13 protein-coding genes are annotated in these 17,859 nt (G+C 43.0%); 4 read left to right on the forward strand and 9 right to left on the reverse strand.

The genetic code is table 11. The annotated features are described in order from the left end of the window. Positions 1–92 precede the first annotated feature (92 nt). A complete protein-coding gene (locus tag OO007_RS16315) occupies positions 93–803 on the reverse strand; it encodes a glutathione S-transferase (protein ID WP_325809587.1) in 711 nt (236 codons plus the stop codon). 8 nt (positions 804–811) lie between these two features. Beyond that, a complete protein-coding gene (locus tag OO007_RS16320; protein WP_325809588.1) occupies positions 812–3,115 on the reverse strand; it encodes a peptidase U32 family protein in 2,304 nt (767 codons plus the stop codon). Between the two features lie 565 nt (positions 3,116–3,680). Between OO007_RS16320 and OO007_RS16325 the strand changes: the two genes are divergently transcribed. Together OO007_RS16325 and msrB are read left to right on the forward strand one after the other, a co-directional pair. Then, on the forward strand, positions 3,681–4,592 hold the full coding sequence (locus OO007_RS16325; RefSeq protein ID WP_325809589.1) for an AEC family transporter: 912 nt from the start codon (positions 3,681–3,683) through the stop codon (positions 4,590–4,592). A 328-nt stretch (positions 4,593–4,920) separates the two neighbouring features. Beyond that, positions 4,921–5,385 carry a peptide-methionine (R)-S-oxide reductase MsrB gene (gene msrB / locus OO007_RS16330; RefSeq protein WP_207907125.1) on the forward strand — a complete coding sequence of 155 codons (465 nt, stop codon included), beginning with the start codon at positions 4,921–4,923 and terminating at the stop codon, positions 5,383–5,385. Between the two features lie 91 nt (positions 5,386–5,476). Here the strand turns inward: msrB and OO007_RS16335 are convergent, their stop codons facing one another. The 6 genes from OO007_RS16335 to OO007_RS16360 form a co-directional block, all read right to left on the reverse strand. Beyond that, positions 5,477–6,508, reverse strand: a complete 1,032-nt coding sequence (locus tag OO007_RS16335; RefSeq protein WP_325809590.1) for a PDZ domain-containing protein — start codon at positions 6,506–6,508, stop codon at positions 5,477–5,479. Between the two features lie 102 nt (positions 6,509–6,610). Then, positions 6,611–7,831, reverse strand: coding sequence for an aminopeptidase P family protein (locus OO007_RS16340; RefSeq protein ID WP_325809591.1), 1,221 nt, complete (start codon positions 7,829–7,831; stop codon positions 6,611–6,613). Positions 7,832–8,194: 363 nt separating this feature from the next. After that, complete coding sequence (locus OO007_RS16345) at positions 8,195–8,782, reverse strand: sarcosine oxidase subunit gamma (RefSeq protein ID WP_325809592.1); 588 nt, start codon at positions 8,780–8,782, stop codon at positions 8,195–8,197. A 60-nt stretch (positions 8,783–8,842) separates the two neighbouring features. Continuing rightward, on the reverse strand, positions 8,843–11,878 hold the full coding sequence (locus tag OO007_RS16350; protein ID WP_325809593.1) for a sarcosine oxidase subunit alpha family protein: 3,036 nt from the start codon (positions 11,876–11,878) through the stop codon (positions 8,843–8,845). Further along, a complete protein-coding gene (locus OO007_RS16355) occupies positions 11,875–12,213 on the reverse strand; it encodes a sarcosine oxidase subunit delta (RefSeq protein ID WP_325809594.1) in 339 nt (112 codons plus the stop codon). Before OO007_RS16355 ends, OO007_RS16350 begins: the two co-directional genes overlap by 4 nt. Further along, a complete protein-coding gene (locus tag OO007_RS16360) occupies positions 12,213–13,466 on the reverse strand; it encodes a sarcosine oxidase subunit beta family protein (RefSeq protein ID WP_131906592.1) in 1,254 nt (417 codons plus the stop codon). Before OO007_RS16360 ends, OO007_RS16355 begins: the two co-directional genes overlap by 1 nt. A 318-nt stretch (positions 13,467–13,784) precedes the next feature. On the opposite strand from OO007_RS16360, the gene OO007_RS16365 reads away from it, so the two are divergent. Continuing rightward, positions 13,785–14,765 (forward strand): DUF3179 domain-containing protein, encoded by a 981-nt coding sequence (locus tag OO007_RS16365; protein WP_325809595.1) that lies wholly within the window; start codon positions 13,785–13,787, stop codon positions 14,763–14,765. A 125-nt stretch (positions 14,766–14,890) separates the two neighbouring features. Next, complete coding sequence (locus tag OO007_RS16370) at positions 14,891–15,442, forward strand: hemerythrin domain-containing protein (RefSeq protein WP_325809596.1); 552 nt, start codon at positions 14,891–14,893, stop codon at positions 15,440–15,442. A 128-nt stretch (positions 15,443–15,570) separates the two neighbouring features. Here the strand turns inward: OO007_RS16370 and metG are convergent, their stop codons facing one another. Next, the gene (metG, locus tag OO007_RS16375) at positions 15,571–17,706 is read right to left on the reverse strand and encodes a methionine--tRNA ligase (RefSeq protein ID WP_325809597.1); all 2,136 of its coding nucleotides are present in this window, start codon (positions 17,704–17,706) and stop codon (positions 15,571–15,573) included. Positions 17,707–17,859: the final 153 nt, after the last annotated feature.

Consider the following 17,859-nt stretch of genomic DNA (forward strand, 5'->3'; position numbering starts at 1 on the left):
ACACAAGCTCATTCCGCAAAGCATAAGTTCTTTTTGTCATTTCAAGAAATAGAATAAAAAGTGCCCTAAAGTAGGGGGGTGACTAAAAAAGATTAATCCAATCCAAATACACAAACTTCACCCGTTTCCAACCACAAAGGATATTTGAACATGGCTCTGGAAAATAAGCGACTTTGCAAATGCTTGCTTAACCATAGGCGCAAATTGGCGTATTCGTCTTGTGCAAATACCGCTTTATTTACGCGTGAAAACTGTCGAATAAAAGGCAGCAGCGCGAAGTCTAATAAGCTGGGGGTTGCACCCATGAAGAATTCATTCTCAGATAAACGTTGTTCCAGCTTTTGCACAAAGGGTTCACATTCCAGGCGGCATGTTTCTAGATCGTCGCCGTGAAAGCGTTTAGCTCGTTTGTATTTTTCCAGACTGGGTTTGAATTCTTTGTCGTTTTCTTCGATGACCTTTAGCATTTCTGTGAGTGCTTCTAGGTCATTATAGTAGAGTAGATTTTCTGGGTCGTTGCGTTTCAGTGCCCACAACATTACATCCAGGCTTTCTTCGACAACTTGATCATTCTCTGGATCAAATCCATCGTCTTTGCTGTGTCGTTGTTTTTTGACGATCAGAACAGGCACCGTGCCTTTGGGTGAGGCGTGTAACATATCCTCTGGCTTGTCTTTCATCGTTATTGCACGTAATTGCACCTGTTGCTCAGCTAATAACAGTGCCAGCCTTGCACGCATCGCATAAGGGCAGTTTTGTAACGAATATAGAATCGCTAATGGCAGTGGCGTGTTAGTCGACATAAACAGCGTTACAAACCTTGACTGTATTGGGCGTTTGTCGAAAGCGTAACCATGTGGCTTAACTCTAATTGCGCCTGTTCTTTGTCGTAATCATTGTCTGCATTTAACAGGTTTTCGAAGTGCGTAATCAATTCTGTTTTGTCGTGTTCCTGTTTAGAACCTGCACCAATATTGGTGAGATCGATAAAGAACTCGTCAAATAAATCGCCCAGGTCATTAACAATTTCCGGGTTCAGGAATTGCTCGTGATTGTAAATGCTGGGGTAACCACCACGTTGTTTATCGATCGCGTACTTCACACCTCTAACGCTGGTAATTGTGGTTTCTTTTTTGCACTTCAGCATGCAGCCATCTTCAATGCTGGGTTTTTTGCAGCCAACGGTTTGCTGGAAGAAACACTGGCGGCTGGTCATCATCAGAATAGGATGATAGATGCTGTAGAGCATTTTGAAGTTTTCAGGGCGTGCGATATTTTTGATTTGAATGCGATTTATCTCGTTAGAAATAAAGGCACCGGCACAATTCAATTCTTCTTGTAGTGTTAATAGCGCATAGGAATTGGTGGTGTTCAAGAAAGGTCCTGCAATCCATTCTATGCCCATTTCGTAGGCGACAAAAGCGATACCGGTATTATTGCTGACAATGCGAGCAGGGCGGATACGTTCGAGTAAGCGCACAGATTCATCATAATCTTTGCCGATTAAAACCGCAGGGAACCACGGAATCAATTGCGGGTTGCGCTCAAAGATTTCGATGTATTTGTCGTTATCTTTTTTCCAGCTTTCAGGGAGTTTGAAATAGACATCTGCATCGGTGAGGTCACATAAATGCACATCTTTTTCGTCAGCGATGAGAATCGACATGCTGTGTTTAGTCGACGTTTTAGGATGATTTTCTAAACGAGGCATATCCACATGAGGAACAATATCAACTTCACCGTTTAATAAATAAGCGGCCTGATTTTTCATTAAAGTCAGTTCTTTAAACGGAATACTTAAGTCTTCGCCTAAATCGCTACAATCAAACCCTTCAACGGTATAACCATCGTTAGCAAAGTTCTTGAAGCGCTTTTCAATAACGCTTTGAGTGATGGCTAAATCTTTGGTTGTGCGCAGTTTTGATTCGGTCTGCAAAGTATGGACTTTGTTAGCCGTCACTCCATTCGTACCATCAAAATCATCGATAGCAGAATCGCCAATTGTCATGGTTAACGTTAATGGTTGATCGAGTTGACCAGAAAAAGTCATCTGCAATGGGAGTTTTGCAATACTCAGGTATTGGGTTTTCTCTGCCAGTTCTTCGCCAATCTTATCTTTTTTAACGAATAAGTCGTCTTTGATTTCCTGAATCTGAATCACTGTTTTAGCGCTACTATTATCAACCGCGTGTTTAATACTGTGATCACGAGGGTTGTCGATGAACATATCCTTCGTCAGGTTGCCCTGTAAAAACGAGTTGGTAAAATCGCGATTAAAAACACGATGCAAATTCGAATCGTCAGCAAGTAACTTACCTGATTCAACAAAGGAATCGATCGACTTGCGCCAGGTGTCGGTCACGGTATAAACATAGTGTGCGTTTTTGATGCGACCTTCAATTTTCAATGAATCAACCTGTGCTTCAACCAGCTGAGGCAGATCAAAATAGGCCGAATTGTCTTTAAGATTTAGTGGAAATTTATTACCCGCTTCGGTGATTTCATATTCTTCACGACAGGCCTGGCTACAGCTACCGCGATTACCCGAGTTACCCACACTCACCGAGCTGGAATAACACTGACCAGAAAAGGCGATGCACAAGGCACCATGTACAAACACTTCGGTAAGTACATTGTGTTCGTGGGCGAGGGCGGTGAGTGATTTCACTTCGTCGATATTCATCTCGCGCGATAAGTTAAGGCGTGATGCGCCGATCTTGGCGAGGAACTTGATCTGCCCTTCGTTGTGTGTGGTCATCTGTGTAGAAGCGTGAATATCAAGCGTCGGAAAATACTTCTTCACTAAATTGAATACGCCAAGGTCCTGCACGATGATGCCATCGATGCCCGAGTTGACTAATTTATTCAATAGTTTGATCAGGGTAGGCAGTTCTTGTTCCAGAATCACCACGTTCATCGTCAGGAACACTTCACAATCGTATTTGTGCGCTAATCGGATAACACCGGTTAAGTCATCAAAAGAAAGGTTAGAAGCGCGATTGCGCGCATTGAATTTATCCAGACCACAGTAGACCGCATTGGCACCTGCTATGACGGCGGCTTTAATGGCTTCAACATCGCCACCGGGTGCTAATAATTCAATTTTTCTACTCATGTGGCTACTCACTAACTTCTTTAACTTTTATGTTACTAATTGGGCTGACCGATATGATTCGTTGGATACGGACAGTGGATGGTTTAACGCGCGATTTTAACGGTAATGGAGAAGTATCGCTATGTTTCTTATGAATGCCAAATAGTACATTCGTAGCAGGGTGAATAAGTAGCCGAGTATAACAATGAAAAACTCTTGAGATTGAAGATGAGTACTCAAGGTACATCGGCGATTACTTGCGGAATCTCCGATGGACTTTCTTGGCTCCTGGTGAGGTTTAGATTATAGCTTTTGAGTCTTAAGGATATTAGTTGTTGATCGACCATTGTACATCGAAGATTCCTTGCGGAATCTTCGATGGGCTTTCTTGGCTCTTGGTGAGCCTAAGAAAGCCACCTCCCCACTTATGGGCACTTTTTTTCAGGCGATTTTTTCTACATCTATTTAAATGACTAAAAGACAAAACTCTGCTTTCTTCTTAGACCTAGAATATAGGATAATTCAAATTCAATAATCAGAAGTACATTCTCCTCTCTTGTAGCCAATTAGCAGTCACTTATTTGTCATGATCAACGCCATTCTTCCCATATTTTTATTAATCGTGATGGGTTACACGATGCGTCATTACCAATTAATGAGCGAAGCATTCTGGAATGACGCTGAAAAACTGGTTTATTACGTGTTATTCCCTGCGATGCTGGTGTCGAAAATGTCGGTTGCGGACCTCTCAGATACGGATGCGATTCCGCTAATATCTGCCTTGTGCTTGGGCATGGCGATCATCGGCTTGATTACCTTATTGATAAAGCCTTTGTTGAAGGTTGAAAATCCGAGTTTTAGTTCGGTGTTTCAGGGGACCACTCGTTTCAATACCTTTATCTGTTTGTCGCTGGCGGAAAACCTTTTTGGTAATTCGGGCTTGATTACTGCGGTCATCATTACCGCGATTCTGATTCCTGCATTGAATTTTCTGGTGGTGATCGTATTGCATCGTTATGGCACAAGACACGGGCCTGCAAACTTCATGGCAGTGCTAAAGCAAATTATTAAAAACCCTTTGATTATTGGCTGTGTTGTCGGCATCGGGCTTAATTTGAGTAATTTCCATCTACCTTCTCCGGTGCAGATTACGATTAGTTTGATGGGTTCTACTGCCTTGCCGATTGGCTTGATGGCAGTTGGTGCGGCGCTGATAGTTAAAGATTTGAAGTCGGTATTACGACCGCTTTTAACAGCCAGCGCGTTGAAATTATTGATTTACCCCGTTATCGCTTTTGGCATCACTGTCGCGTTTGGTTTTGATCGTCAGACACAGATAATTATTCTTATTTTTGCAGCATCACCCACTGCGCCAGCGTCGTATATTTTAGCGAAAAATATGGGGGGCGATCATAGTTTGATGTCTCGTATCATTACGTTTCAGACGATATTTTCCAGCCTGTCTTTTTTTGTGTTGTTCTGGATACTGGGAATATAGCCATTATTTCTTCTCAAACACGTTAATATGCATCCGGCGAGTTAAATATGCCGTATTAGTTTGAAAGGTCCATCTTTGATATACATGTGAAATAATAATCAAAGGCAAAACCGTTGTTTTGAATTTGAACGTATACAAGATGGCTGATCTAAATAATTCAACTAATTATGATAATTCGAAAGAGGATAAGTACATGCAAGTAGGCAAGTTTAAGACGTTTTTTCTTTATGGTAGCTTAGCTCTTTTTCTATCAGGGGTAGGGTTTTCGGTGTATGCCAATAAACCTACCAGCGTTAGCGCAGATGCGGCAATGAATGCTCAGCATCAAATGGCTCCAATTAAAAATATAACGGCTGATTGGGTTCGACCAAGTGATGCAGAACTTAAGAAAACCCTGACTAAAATTCAGTTCGATGTGGCACGAAGAGATGCGACAGAGCGAGCATTTTCCAATGAGTATTGGAACAATAAACAGGAAGGCATCTATGTGGATGTGGTGTCTGGCGAACCTTTGTTCAGTTCGAAAGATAAATATAAATCAGGGACTGGCTGGCCGAGTTTTACCAAGCCTTTAGTCGCTACAAATATCGTCGAAAAAGCCGATAAATCACTGTTTTATTCACGTGTTGAGGTTCGTTCAAAATTTGCTGACTCTCATTTAGGACACGTTTTTGATGATGGTCCAGGTGCAAATGGCCTACGCTATTGCATTAATTCAGCGTCGTTGCGATTCATTCCCAAAGATCAGCTTAAGCAAGCAGGATACGAGAAACTGGCGCTTGAATTTAAGTAAGATGCTCAGTGCTTAGCTGAAAAATATAGATTGATAATTTAAAACCACGTTCATAGTAAATATGGACGTGGTTTTTTTATATTTGCTGTCTCTACCAATTAAAATATCGACGTGGATTCATAAAGTTACCGCCATTATTGTAACCATTGTTGTAGCCGTTATTATTGCCACCAAAGGGAAAGAAGTTACCGAAGCCGTTATTTGAATTATTGTAAATAGGGCGTGTTGCATTGAGTAATTGCTGTCTTTCTGCCTGTGGTAAATCCTGAGCATAATGAGCTTGCTCAAAAATCTGCGAACGGCTTCCTTCGTACGAACGTATTTGTTTATTTCCGTTTGGCCCAACAAATCTCACGATCGCGCGAAATTTATTATTACCGATTTGTCTAATTTCAAGGCTGTTAAACTCTCTGGGGTCAGGTGTTTTTTGTGAGCCAATCACAACCGGAATCTCCAGAATTTCTCCTTTACGAACGACTTTGATTTTTACCTCACGTTCTGGTTTATCTTCTCGAACGATTTTAATGAACTGGGCAGGGTGGTTAAGTTTAATATCATCGTAGGCAAACATGACATCGTATGGCTTAAGTTCACTGCTTGCTGCTGGCGCATTGTCTGAAAAACCTTTAATCAGAACACCCTGTGTTACGCCGTCTGGTAATTGCGCGATTACGGCTTCGGGTAAAATATCCAAAATAATACCTAGAAAGCCTGAGTACTCTCTTTCAGGCTTTTGTGGTGGTTTCTGAAGCTGTGATTGCGTCTGGGTTTGAGGCTGCGCCTGAATCAGTTGATTTTGATTGATTTGATAAGGTTGTGTCGCAGCTTGCTGATTTCCTTGAAAGTTATTCGTGAAATTATTAGTAAAATTATTTGGAAAACTACTTGAGTAATTTCCCGGAAGACTAGGCTGATTCAACTGACCATAAGAATTGCTGTAAGCGTTGTTTGGTGAAACCGGATAAGCAGGAATCGGGTTTTGAGGGAATACTTGTTCCGGTGGGAAAACAGGAGATTGCGCCTGACTGGTGCCCGTCAATAACGCTATCGCCGCAACGGAAAAAATGGGCGGTATTATTTTTCTAATCCGAAAATTTAGTGCACTGTTTAATACTCTCTTCATTTTCATCACTCATATCACAATTCAATAGAATGAGTATAAAACAGTTCGCTGAAAATCACCCCCCCACTTTGGGGGAGTTTTTTAAAACGAAGAACAATTAAGCTAGATAATATTGTGCTCAGGCCCATACGGGAAACCCGTAATATTATTCGCGCCATCATCTGTAAGTACCAGAATATCGTGTTCGCGATAACCGCCCGCACCTGGCATGCCTTCTGGCAGCATAATCATTGGCTCCATTGAAACCACCATGTCTTTTTCGAGGACTGTTTCAACTTCTTCACGCAGTTCTAAGCCAGCTTCACGACCATAGTAATGACACAGCACTCCAAACGAGTGACCATAACCAAAAGTACGGTATTGGAGTAAATCGTGTTCTGCATAAATTTCATTCAATGCATAAGCGATATCACAACAGCGTGCGCCTGGTACGATCAGTTTTTTGCCTTCATCGTGTACTTTGCAGTTTACTTCCCACATGCGTAGATGTTCGTCAGAGGCTGATTCTGCAAACAATGTTCGTTCCAGCGCGACATAATAACCCGCAACCATTGGGAAACAGTTCAAACTTAATATATCGCCACTTTCGATCTTTTTAGAGGTAACTGGGTTATGCGCACCATCGGTATTCATGCCCGATTGAAACCATGTCCATGTATCCAGTAACTCGCCATCAGGGAATACCTTGGCGATCTCACGCACCATGGTCTGAGTCGAATGCAACGCGACTTCGTGCTCTGGCACACCCACACCAATTGCTTCGACACAGGCTGCGCCACCAATATCTGCAATAGCGGTCATTTTGGTGATGTGTGCAATTTCTTCGGTTGATTTGATCATACGAAGTTTCATAGCACCGGCGCTGATATCCACAAACTCAGATTCCGGCATCGCCAGTTTTAGTTTTTCCAGCATCTCTAGTGGAACTTGATCAAATTCGATGCCAACGCGTTGTTTTCCTTTGATTAAAGATGCGCTGGCTTTATAAAAATTATCGTTCTGCCAATCGGTGTAAACGAGGTTTTCGCCGAAGGTTCGACGGTAAGGTTGCCCACCATCTATGTTTGCAGTGACTGTAATTTGGGTGTCGTGATTGATAACAAGCCCATATTTGCGACCAAAAGAGCAATAGAGGAAATCGCTGTAATAGTTGATATTGTGAATCGATGTCATCAAACAACTGTCGATATTCAGTGTTGACATCAGAACGCGTAGTTTGTCGACGCGTGACTGCATTTCCTGTTTACTAAATGTTGGGTTGACCGCCTCGCCATTCGGGATGTTGATGTAGCTTGGCATATTTAGTGTCGCATTTTTATTCATTGGTAATGAACCTCTTTAAACGTAATCCCCGTTCTTTATGTATACATCATGTGCAAAACGCTATGCAAAAAAGCGCAAAACAAAGCACAACGTAATGTACAAAAAGTGCCCATAAGTAGGGGGGTGTCATTTGTAGCTTGAATAAGCTGTTGTAGTAATGACTAAGTAAGTAAACATCACTGTGGTTTAGCTTTGTTTTTAAAAAACTTGTAGATACAAAAAGTAATACAAAAGCAAACCACAGTAATGACTTCGCTTGTTTTCCAACGTTAGCGTTGTTGTTTAAATTCTATTGTTCGTGGTTGATATTCTTGGTTGATATTCTTTGTCGATATTTGTTGTTAATGTTTGATGTGTTAGATTCTATGCGCGTGAACCTGCATCGACAATCCATTGCCAGATGTAATCACTGAAACTTCTTCTGACCACTAGCTGAAAACTATCCGCACCGGTTCGTCTCATCACAAGCTGTGATTTGGCAAATACGGTAGTGACTACTTTTCCAATGGGAAAGTTGCTGATATGTACATCGTAAGTACTGGATTTCTTTAGGATATTTTCAGCGCGTTCGCCAGATAAAGATAATACTGTTTGACCACCAGTGACATCTACAATGGCAAAATGTCCTGACATTTCTTCGCGCAGTTTAACTTCTAAAGCATGCTCTGTTTTATCTGCGGTAAGAATCAAAAACTCATCCGGTGCGATCCAGTTAATCACAAAGTGATTGTTTTCAACCGATGACAATGGCTGTGTCGGTAAGTCTAAACCAATCACTGATTTAATCGCCTTGATGGCGTCTGTATTAGTCTCTGGAATACGGACCATCAGATGACCAAGCGCCATTTCCTGCAAGCTGTAGTGAACGCTTTCAACAGGGTGTTTCTGCGATACATGATGCATGGATAGACAACGTTGAATGTTTGTATCCTTGGGATTGAGTTCCATCATAAAGCCACCCCCGTACTTTGAGGCGTTTTTTTACAAAGTAGCATTTTACTTGCTCGGATATTATTTAACATTTTGACGTTCTCCCTTTGGATCATAGAAAACAGGGCTGCAAATTTCAGCTTCTATCGTTGTTCCATCTACTTGTGGCATATACACCTTGTCGCCCATTTTATCTAAGCCGCCTTTAATCACCGCCATTGCAATACTGCGCTCTAACACCGCGCTGTAATAACTGGAAGTGACGTGTCCGACCATTGTCATTGGGATTTTTTGATTCGGGTCCAGGACAATTTGCGATCCTTCTGGAGCAACCGTTTTGGCGTCTGTGGTTTTTAGTCCCACTAACTGCTTTCTGTTTTCTTTGACCGTATCTTCACGCGCTAAGGAGCGTTTACCCAAAAAGCTGAATTCTTTCGCGGGTGAAACCGCCCAGCCCATATCCAAATCATAAGGTGTCATCGATCCATCGGTATCCTGACCCACGATGATGAAGCCTTTCTCTGCACGTAATACGTGCATGGTTTCAGTACCGTAAGGCGTGATGTCGTATTTTGCACCATGCTCGAATAACTTCTCCCAGACTGCTAGCGCATAGTTGGCTTGCACGTTGATCTCGTAGGATTGTTCGCCGGTAAATGAGATGCGGAAAACACGCGCAGGCACACCCGCGACAACGCCTTCACGTAAATCCATAAACTTGAAGGTATCAGGATTAAGATCAATATCGGTGAGCTCGCCCAGTAATAGTCGTGCTTTAGGGCCCGATATAGAAAGCGTTGCCCACTGATCGGTGACACTATTGAAGTAAACTTCTAGCTCTGGCCATTCGGTTTGATGCCAGATTTCTAACCAGTTGAACACATGAGCTGCACCACCGGATGTAGTCGTCATGATAAAGTGGTTATCCGAAATACATGAGGTAACGCCATCATCAAATACCATGCCGTCTTCACCACACATCAAACCATAGCGACAACGACCAACAGGCAACTTACTCCAGGCATTGGTATAAACCCTGTTGAGAAATTCACGTGCATCCGGACCCTGAATATCTATTTTACCCAGTGTTGATGCATCAATAATACCCACGCCGTTTCTGGTCGCTAAACACTCGCGATTAACCGCTTCGTGCATGGACTCCTCACCTTTCGGGAAGTACCAGGGGCGTTTCCATTGGCCGACATCTTCAAACTCAGCGCCATTTTCCACATGCCATGTGTGCAGGGCAGAATAGCGTTCGATGTCGAAAAACTCGTTCACATTACGGCCAGAGATCGCACCGAAAGTCACAGGTGTGTAATTCGGGCGGAAAACAGTGGTGCCGGTTTCCGGAATCGTCTTACCTAATTTTTTAGCTGCAATCGCCATACCATTGATATTGCTTAGCTTTCCTTGATCGGTTCCGAAACCTAAAGCGGTATAACGCTTTACATGTTCGATGGATTCAAAACCTTCCTGAACTGCAAGTTCGATACCAGCAGCAGTTACATCCAGCTGAAAATCAACAAACTGCTTAGGCGCACGACTGGTCGGTTTAAAGTGCGGAATATGAAAGATCGGCATGGAAGGAGCAACGTCTTCGACTTCCGCTTTTGCATAACTTGTTTTAGTCGCGTTAAAGCCGCAGGCATTAGCCGCAAATGCTCCTGCAGACGCCGCGTCTTGTAAAATCTCAGCAAGTGGATATAAGCCGTTACCCGCACCCGTTGCGATCATGTTTTTATTGAAGTTATCCGGAACAAAGCCTTGAATATCCTCACGCCAGGTAGGGCGACCGCCTGTGTGACAGGATAAATGCACAGCCGGGTTCCAGCCGCTAGAGGTTGCAATTGTGTCGCAATCATATTGCTTAACACTACCGCTTAGTTTTTCACCGGTTTCATCAAGAGGCGCAACCATCGCATTACTAATACAGGTATTACCTTGTGCCTGGACGATAGCGCTGGAGTAAATGATTTCGATACCCGCATCTGTGGCCTTTTTAACCACTGCTTTTCCTGCCGCAGGACGGGTATCGATGATTGCTCTGACGAGACGACCACTGTTATGCCAATCAAATGCGGTGTTGTACGCATTGTCATTAGACGTCATCAATAACAGTTTTTTTCCGGGTACGACGTTATAACGGTTGATGTAGGTTGATACCGCAGAGGCCAGCATACAGCCCGGAATATCATTATTACCAAATACCAAGGGGCGTTCATGTGCGCCCGTCGCGAGAATCACTTGTTTGGCGCGGACCCGATGCATTCTTTGACGAATTTCACCTTCGGGCGCTAAATCAAAGCTTTGATCAGTACAGCGTTCGTGAATGGTCAGGAAGTTATGATCGTGATAACCATTAACTGTGGCATTTATTAGTAGGGTTACATTATCTGCCGTTGCTAATTCATCGATTGAATTAGCAATCCAATCCTGCGCAGGGGCACCATCGAGTAGATCAGTCTGACTTAATAGATTGCCACCAAATTCGTTTTGTTCATCCGCTAGTATGACGCGTGCACCAGTGCGTGCAGCGTTTAATGCAGCAGTTATGCCTGCAGGACCACCACCAACGACTAATACATCGGCATGTTGATTAATAGTTTCATAAGTATCGGGATCAACTGCTTTGGGAGAACGTCCCAAGCCCGCACCTTTACGAATCATTTTTTCGTAAGTCATCCACAGCTTGCTGGGCGCCATAAAGGTTTTGTAGTAAAAACCCGGTGGCATAAAACGTCCGAAGAGTTTACCGACGACACCCATCACATCGCGTTCAGTGCTAGGCCAGCCATTGGTGCTATGGCATTCAAGGCCTTCGTAAATCAGTTGTTGAGTGGCACGAATATTGGGAACCTGGGTCGCTTCTGTCTTTCCTAATTGCAGGATCGCATTGGGTTCTTCGGCACCGGCTGCAACGATTCCACGAGGTCTTCCGTATTTGAAACTTCGCCCGACTACATCAACATCATTAGCTAATAGCGCCGAAGCGATGGTATCGCCAGCGTAGCCTGTATACGATTTATTATTAAAGCTAAAGGTAATTGGCTTACTCACATCGACTCGGCTTTGTGCTGATGCGTTGTTTCCCTGAATTCTGTTTGGCTGGCTCATTTTTTCACCGCCTGTTCAAGGCTGAATTGATCGTATTTATTTGGAACCGCAGGAGCAGTGGCAACTTTTGGTTGTTCTCCGACTTTGTAAATTTCTTTGATTTCGTAGGTCGCGGTGTCGCGGGTCATGTAAAAGAATTTTCTGCAACCCGTGGTGTGCTGCCATAACTCGTGATGATTGCCGCGTGGATTTTTACGGAAGAAAACGTAATCTCCCCATGCTTCATCAGTCAATGACTCGGGATCAGTAGGGCGCACGATATGCGCTTCACCAGAGGCATGAAATTCTTCTTCTGCGCGTTCTTCTTCGCAATATGGACAGTAGATAAGGAACATTAGTGTGCTACCCCCGCTGCGCCGTGTTCATCGATTAAAGCGCCGGTATTGAATCGATCGATAGAGAATGGTTTTGCCAGTTCGTGCATTTCGCCTTTCGCCAGAGATGCTGCGAAAACATGCCCAGAACCCGGTGTGGCTTTAAAGCCGCCAGTACCCCAGCCGCAGTTGAAATAGAGATTTTCAATTTCAGTTTTACTGATTAATGGACACGCATCAGGCGTAGTATCAACAATTCCACCCCATTGTCGATTCATGCGAACACGACTGAAAATAGGAAATAGTTCTAAAATCGCAGACACAGTGTGTTCTATTGTTGGGTAGGAACCACGTTGGCCGTAGCCGTTATAGCCGTCGATACCCGCACCAATCACCAAATCACCTTTATCGGATTGGCTGACATAGCCGTGCACGTGGTTTGACATTACAACGGTATCTAAAATGGGTTTTATCGGCTCAGACACTAATGCCTGCAAGGGATGTGATTCAAGCGGCAGGCGTAATCCCGCCATGTCTGCAAGTACGCCGGAGTTGCCAGCAACCACACAACCAACTTTGCCTGCTTTGATAGTGCCGTATTGCGTTGTTTTAACGCCCGTAACCGTGCCATCTTCTATCTCGAAACCTTCTACTGCACATTGTTGAATGAGATCGACACCCAGGGCATCTGCACCACGAGCGAAACCCCATGCTACTGCATCGTGTCTGGCGACACCTCCGCGAGGTTGCCATGATGCACCCATTACTGGATAACGACGATTCGCGCTGCAATCCATATCAGGCACAATTTCTTTGACCTGTTGTGCATCTAGCATTTCACCGTCGATACCATTCAGGCGATTGGCATTCACACGTCGAGAAATATCTCGCATATCTTGCAGGGTATGACCCAGGTTCAAAACGCCGCGTTGTGAAAACATTACGTTGTAGTTTAAATCCTGTGATAAGCCTTCCCAGAGCTTCATCGCGTGTTCGTACAAAAACGCAGATTCATCCCAGAGATAATTGGAACGCACGATGGTTGTGTTTCTTGCTGTATTACCACCACCTAAATAGCCTTTTTCGATAACCGCGACATTGGTTATACCGAATTCTTTGGCTAAATAATAAGCGGTTGCCAGACCATGTCCGCCACCACCGACGATAACCACATCGTAGGATTTTTTTGGGGTAGGGTTACGCCAAACACGTTGCCAGTTTTCGTGGTGACTCATGGCATGCTTTAACAGGCCAAAGCCCGAGTAATGCTGCATAATCTTTATCTCTGCGTTTTATGGTTAATCGTGGTTGTAAATAATCATCGTTAATACAGTGTAAGTCTATTCAGACTCATGTGCCTGTCATTTTGACTTTTTGCCATTTTAACGATTACTTTTCTGAGCCTTAAAGTATCGTTATAACGACATAGAATAAAAAAAGGCCTGAAAGGTGGGGGGTGGCTTTGTTATTACTTATAGATTTACAACTAATACACTGTTTTGTGCGTATCTAGTTAAATAATGCGTTTTTACTTAAATTAAGAATACAGTAAGCGTTAATAAATACACCAATTAAAAGTAATTAGAGGATTTATGCGATCTAAACAAACCTTGTATATTGTGGCTCTGTTAATGGCTGTTTTGTTGTCGACTAGCGCACATGCCAAACCGGTTAAGAATGGTTTTGACCTTGAAAATAGTATCATCCTAGTGGATAAAATATTAAGTGGTGGGCCGCCACGTGACGGGATTCCTTCCATTGATAAACCTGCTTTTTTAAACGCTGATGATGTGGATTACCTGAAAGAGTCAGATCGTGTTTTGGGGATTGTAGTAGGAGAAAAAGGAGATGAAGAAGCACGCGCTTATCCCATCAAAATATTAAACTGGCATGAGATTGTGAATGATGAGATCTCAGGTAAAGCTATAGCGGTAACCTATTGCCCCTTATGTGGAAGTGGCATTGTTTACGACGCTGATTTTGAAGGTAATGCACATAAATTTGGTGTGTCTGGCTTGTTATATAATAGCGACGTGTTGTTGTTTGATCGAGAGACAGAAACACTCTGGTCACAAATACTGTCAAAAGGCGTAAGTGGCGAACTGGTGAATAAGAAGCTGAAGGTGATTCAATCTGCTCATACCAGTTGGGCATCGTGGAAAAAGCAATACCCGGACACCAAAGTACTCTCTAACGACACGGGCTTTGATCGTGATTACAATCGCTCTCCTTATGGTACTTATGATAATGATGTCAGTGTCTATTTTCCGGTAGCTTTCAAAAGCAAACGTTATCACCCGAAAGAGAGAGTATTGGGAATTACGATTAACGATAAGCAAAAAGTGTATCCGTTTGCGGAGTTATCTAAATATTTTGCAGAAACTCAACAAACTTCACTAATCGATCGCGTTGATGGGCAAGAATTAACGCTTGAGTTTGATGTTGAAAACAGAGACGGGACTTTCAAAAATGCAAACGGGGAAGTGGTCACCAGTACCAATACTTTCTGGTTTGCCTGGTATGCGTTTCATCCTAAAGGCGAGGTGTATAAGTTCGTAAAAAGCGCTAAATGACCCTAATAATGATGTTAATTAAGTAATATTATCAATTAAGCAATATCGAACCTATGTCAAACTTTTAAAGTCTCGTTGGTATTAGTATAAGTGTTAACTACTATCAATCTAACAGGAGTTTGGTGATGCACTCGATATTGAAAGGACTGCAAAAAGATCATATAAACCTGGCTAAAGTGCTAGATATTATGCAACTTCAGCTGGAGCGCATTGCTGAAGGCGATGATGCTGCACTTGCTTTGATGTTTGATGCGAGTACTTATATTCAAAACTACCCAGATATGATTCATCACCCCAGAGAAAACAAGGTGTTTGAGGTTTTCAAATACCGTTCTGGCGACGAGGCTGAGGTGTTTAAAACGCTAATTCAGCAGCACGAAGAAATGCCTGATGTAACGATTAAGTTTAAGCGATTGCTCAATGAAGCTATCAATGGCTTGGGTTTTATCAGTCGTGAAGAGTTGGTGAAGAAAATTCAGGAATACATTGATCTGGAAAGAGAGCACATGAATCTGGAAGAAGCAGTTGTGTTCCCCTTGATTAATAAGACTTTGGAAGATAAAGACTGGAAATTACTCGAAGAGCTTATTGAGACTGAATCTGATCCATTGTTTACGGATAAGATTGAAGAGTCTTTCAAGGTGCTTTATCAATCTATCAGTGGGCAGGCGGCTTAGCTCAAGTCCTATTGGACTATAAAAATCTAAAGTATGTTTTTGATAATATGCATAAAGGTCAGCGCACATAACATTTATGCGTATTGATTAAACATACTTTAGAATTTCAGTTCGACTCGGTTAGCTCCTTATTTAACGCGCATTCCAGGTAAAGCCCCTTCGTCTGGGTTAAGCACAAAGATGTCTTTGCCGCCAGGGCCTGCAGCCAGAACCATACCTTCTGACATGCCGAAACGCATTTTGCGTGGTGCAAGGTTCGCAACCATTACTGTTAATTTGCCTTCAAGTTCAGCAGGCTCGTAAGCAGATTTAATACCTGCAAATACATTGCGCTGACCTTTGCTTTCACCTTCGCCCAGATCGAGTGTCAGCTGAAGTAATTTGTCAGCACCTTCCACATGTTCTGCTTTTAGAATCTTAACCACACGTAGATCAATCTTTGCGAAATCATCAAATTCGATGGTTGGGCTGATTGGGTCTTGTTCTTTAGTAGCCTTAGTAGCAGATTCGCTAGCATCACTCATTTTTGTATCCGTATCTTTCTCAGTGTTGTTTGTATTGGTTTTCGCCTGTAGCGTTGCCGCTTCAGCCAAAAGTAGTTTATTGGCTTCTAGCATGGCATCTACTTTATCTTCTTCGATTCGCGTCATTAACGGTTTGAATTTCTTAATTTCGCTTGAAAGTAGGGGGGTGGCTATATCATTCCAGCTTAGTTCGCCGGCATTCAGGAAATCTTCTGATTTCGCCGCCAACTCAGGTAATACAGGTTTTAAGTAGGTAATGATCGCGCGGAACATATTGATACCTAAGGAACAGATATCTTGTACTTCTTGCTGGCGTGTTTCATCTTTAGCTAAGACCCATGGCTGTTTTTCATCAACGTATTGATTAGCAAGATCAGCTAAAGCCATGATTTCACGCATTGCCTTACTGTAACGGCGGTCTTCGTAGGCTTGTGCGATTGAATCGCTGGCATCAATAAATTGCTGATACAAGGCTTCATCTGCAAGCGTAGCAGACAGTTTTCCATCAAACTTTTTGCTGATGAATCCTGCGCAGCGAGAAGCGATATTCACGACTTTACCAACCAGATCGCTATTAATACGTAGCTGGAAGTCTTTTAAATTCAGGTCGATATCGTCAACAGTATTGCTTAGTTTTGCCGCATAGTAGTAGCGCAGCGGTTCCGCAGGTAAGTGATCAAGAAATACGCGTGCCTGTATAAAGGTGCCGCGTGATTTAGACATTTTTTGACCATTCACGTTTAAGAAACCGTGACAGAAAACGGCTGTAGGTAAACGCATATCTGCTGATTTTAAAACTGCGGGCCAGAATAGAGTATGAAAGTAAGCGATATCTTTACCAATGAAATGGTATAACTCGGTTTCATTGTTCTGGTTTCTTTCGGCACTCCAGTACTCATCGAAATCGATATCGACATCTTCACGATCACAGTAGTTTTTGAATGATGCGATATAGCCAATAGGCGCATCTAGCCACACATAAAAGTATTTATCTTCAGTACCCGGGATTTTGAAACCCCAGTAAGGTGCATCGCGAGAAATGTCCCAATCGTTCAGGCCGTCTTCCAGCCATTCATTCATTTTGTTGGCGATTTCTTTTTGTACACTGCCGCTGTTTACCCATTCTTTAAGAAAATCAGCATAGTCGCTGATTTTAAAGAAATAATGTTCACTGTCTTTTTCGATAGGAGTTGCGCCAGTGACGACAGAATATGGGTTAACCACTTCTGTGGTTGAATAGGTTGCGCCACAACTCTCGCAGTTATCACCGTATTGATCGGGTGTGCCACAATTCGGGCATTCGCCTTTGATGAAGCGATCCGGTAGAAACATATTCGCTTCAGGGTCGTAAGCCTGTTTGATGGTTTTGGTCGCGATATTACCTTTAGCTTTTGCGGCTAGATAAATGGTTTCTGAGAAGTACTTATTTTCTTCAGAATGGGTGGTGTGAAAGTTGTCGTATGAAATCAGGAAATCGTTGAAATCACGCTCATGTTCCTGTTTCATTTTGTCGATCAGTTCTTGAGGCTCGATACCTTCTTGTTGTGCGCGCAACATGATCGGTGTGCCGTGTGCGTCATCAGCCCAAGCAAAGATGCAGCTATTGCCTCGAAGTCGTTGGAAACGTGCCCAGATATCCGTCTGGATATACTCCACCATATGGCCTAAATGGATCGGTCCATTGGCATAAGGAAGAGCAGAGGTAATCAGTATTTTGCGTGGTTTTTCAACGGGATTCATAAGGCTAAGTTTTCAGGACTAATTGTAAGGAGTAAAGACCGTGTAAATTAACAGACTGGCGTATTAATCGCTAGTAAGGATTACGTATCATTAGTGATCATTTGGTATTTCTTTTTCAGTAGTTTATCGTTCTTTGATCTCGTATTTTCACTA

Origin of the sequence: Cocleimonas sp. KMM 6892 (assembly GCF_035798195.1) — a bacterium.
GTDB lineage: Bacteria > Pseudomonadota > Gammaproteobacteria > Thiotrichales > Thiotrichaceae > Cocleimonas > Cocleimonas flava.

What these genes read in the sequence shown, in the direction of transcription:
- OO007_RS16360 (WP_131906592.1), bottom strand. Translation starts at nt 13,466, where the DNA reads ATGCAGCATTACTCGGGCTTTGGCCTGTTAAAGCATGCCATGAGTCAC.
- OO007_RS16325 (WP_325809589.1), top strand. Translation starts at nt 3,681, where the DNA reads ATGATCAACGCCATTCTTCCCATATTTTTATTAATCGTGATGGGTTAC.
- OO007_RS16350 (WP_325809593.1), bottom strand. Translation starts at nt 11,878, where the DNA reads ATGAGCCAGCCAAACAGAATTCAGGGAAACAACGCATCAGCACAAAGC.
- OO007_RS16315 (WP_325809587.1), bottom strand. Translation starts at nt 803, where the DNA reads ATGTCGACTAACACGCCACTGCCATTAGCGATTCTATATTCGTTACAA.
- OO007_RS16335 (WP_325809590.1), bottom strand. Translation starts at nt 6,508, where the DNA reads ATGAAGAGAGTATTAAACAGTGCACTAAATTTTCGGATTAGAAAAATA.
- metG (WP_325809597.1), bottom strand. Translation starts at nt 17,706, where the DNA reads ATGAATCCCGTTGAAAAACCACGCAAAATACTGATTACCTCTGCTCTT.
- OO007_RS16355 (WP_325809594.1), bottom strand. Translation starts at nt 12,213, where the DNA reads ATGTTCCTTATCTACTGTCCATATTGCGAAGAAGAACGCGCAGAAGAA.
- OO007_RS16370 (WP_325809596.1), top strand. Translation starts at nt 14,891, where the DNA reads ATGCACTCGATATTGAAAGGACTGCAAAAAGATCATATAAACCTGGCT.
- OO007_RS16320 (WP_325809588.1), bottom strand. Translation starts at nt 3,115, where the DNA reads ATGAGTAGAAAAATTGAATTATTAGCACCCGGTGGCGATGTTGAAGCC.
- msrB (WP_207907125.1), top strand. Translation starts at nt 4,921, where the DNA reads ATGGCTCCAATTAAAAATATAACGGCTGATTGGGTTCGACCAAGTGAT.
- OO007_RS16340 (WP_325809591.1), bottom strand. Translation starts at nt 7,831, where the DNA reads ATGAATAAAAATGCGACACTAAATATGCCAAGCTACATCAACATCCCG.
- OO007_RS16365 (WP_325809595.1), top strand. Translation starts at nt 13,785, where the DNA reads ATGCGATCTAAACAAACCTTGTATATTGTGGCTCTGTTAATGGCTGTT.
- OO007_RS16345 (WP_325809592.1), bottom strand. Translation starts at nt 8,782, where the DNA reads ATGATGGAACTCAATCCCAAGGATACAAACATTCAACGTTGTCTATCC.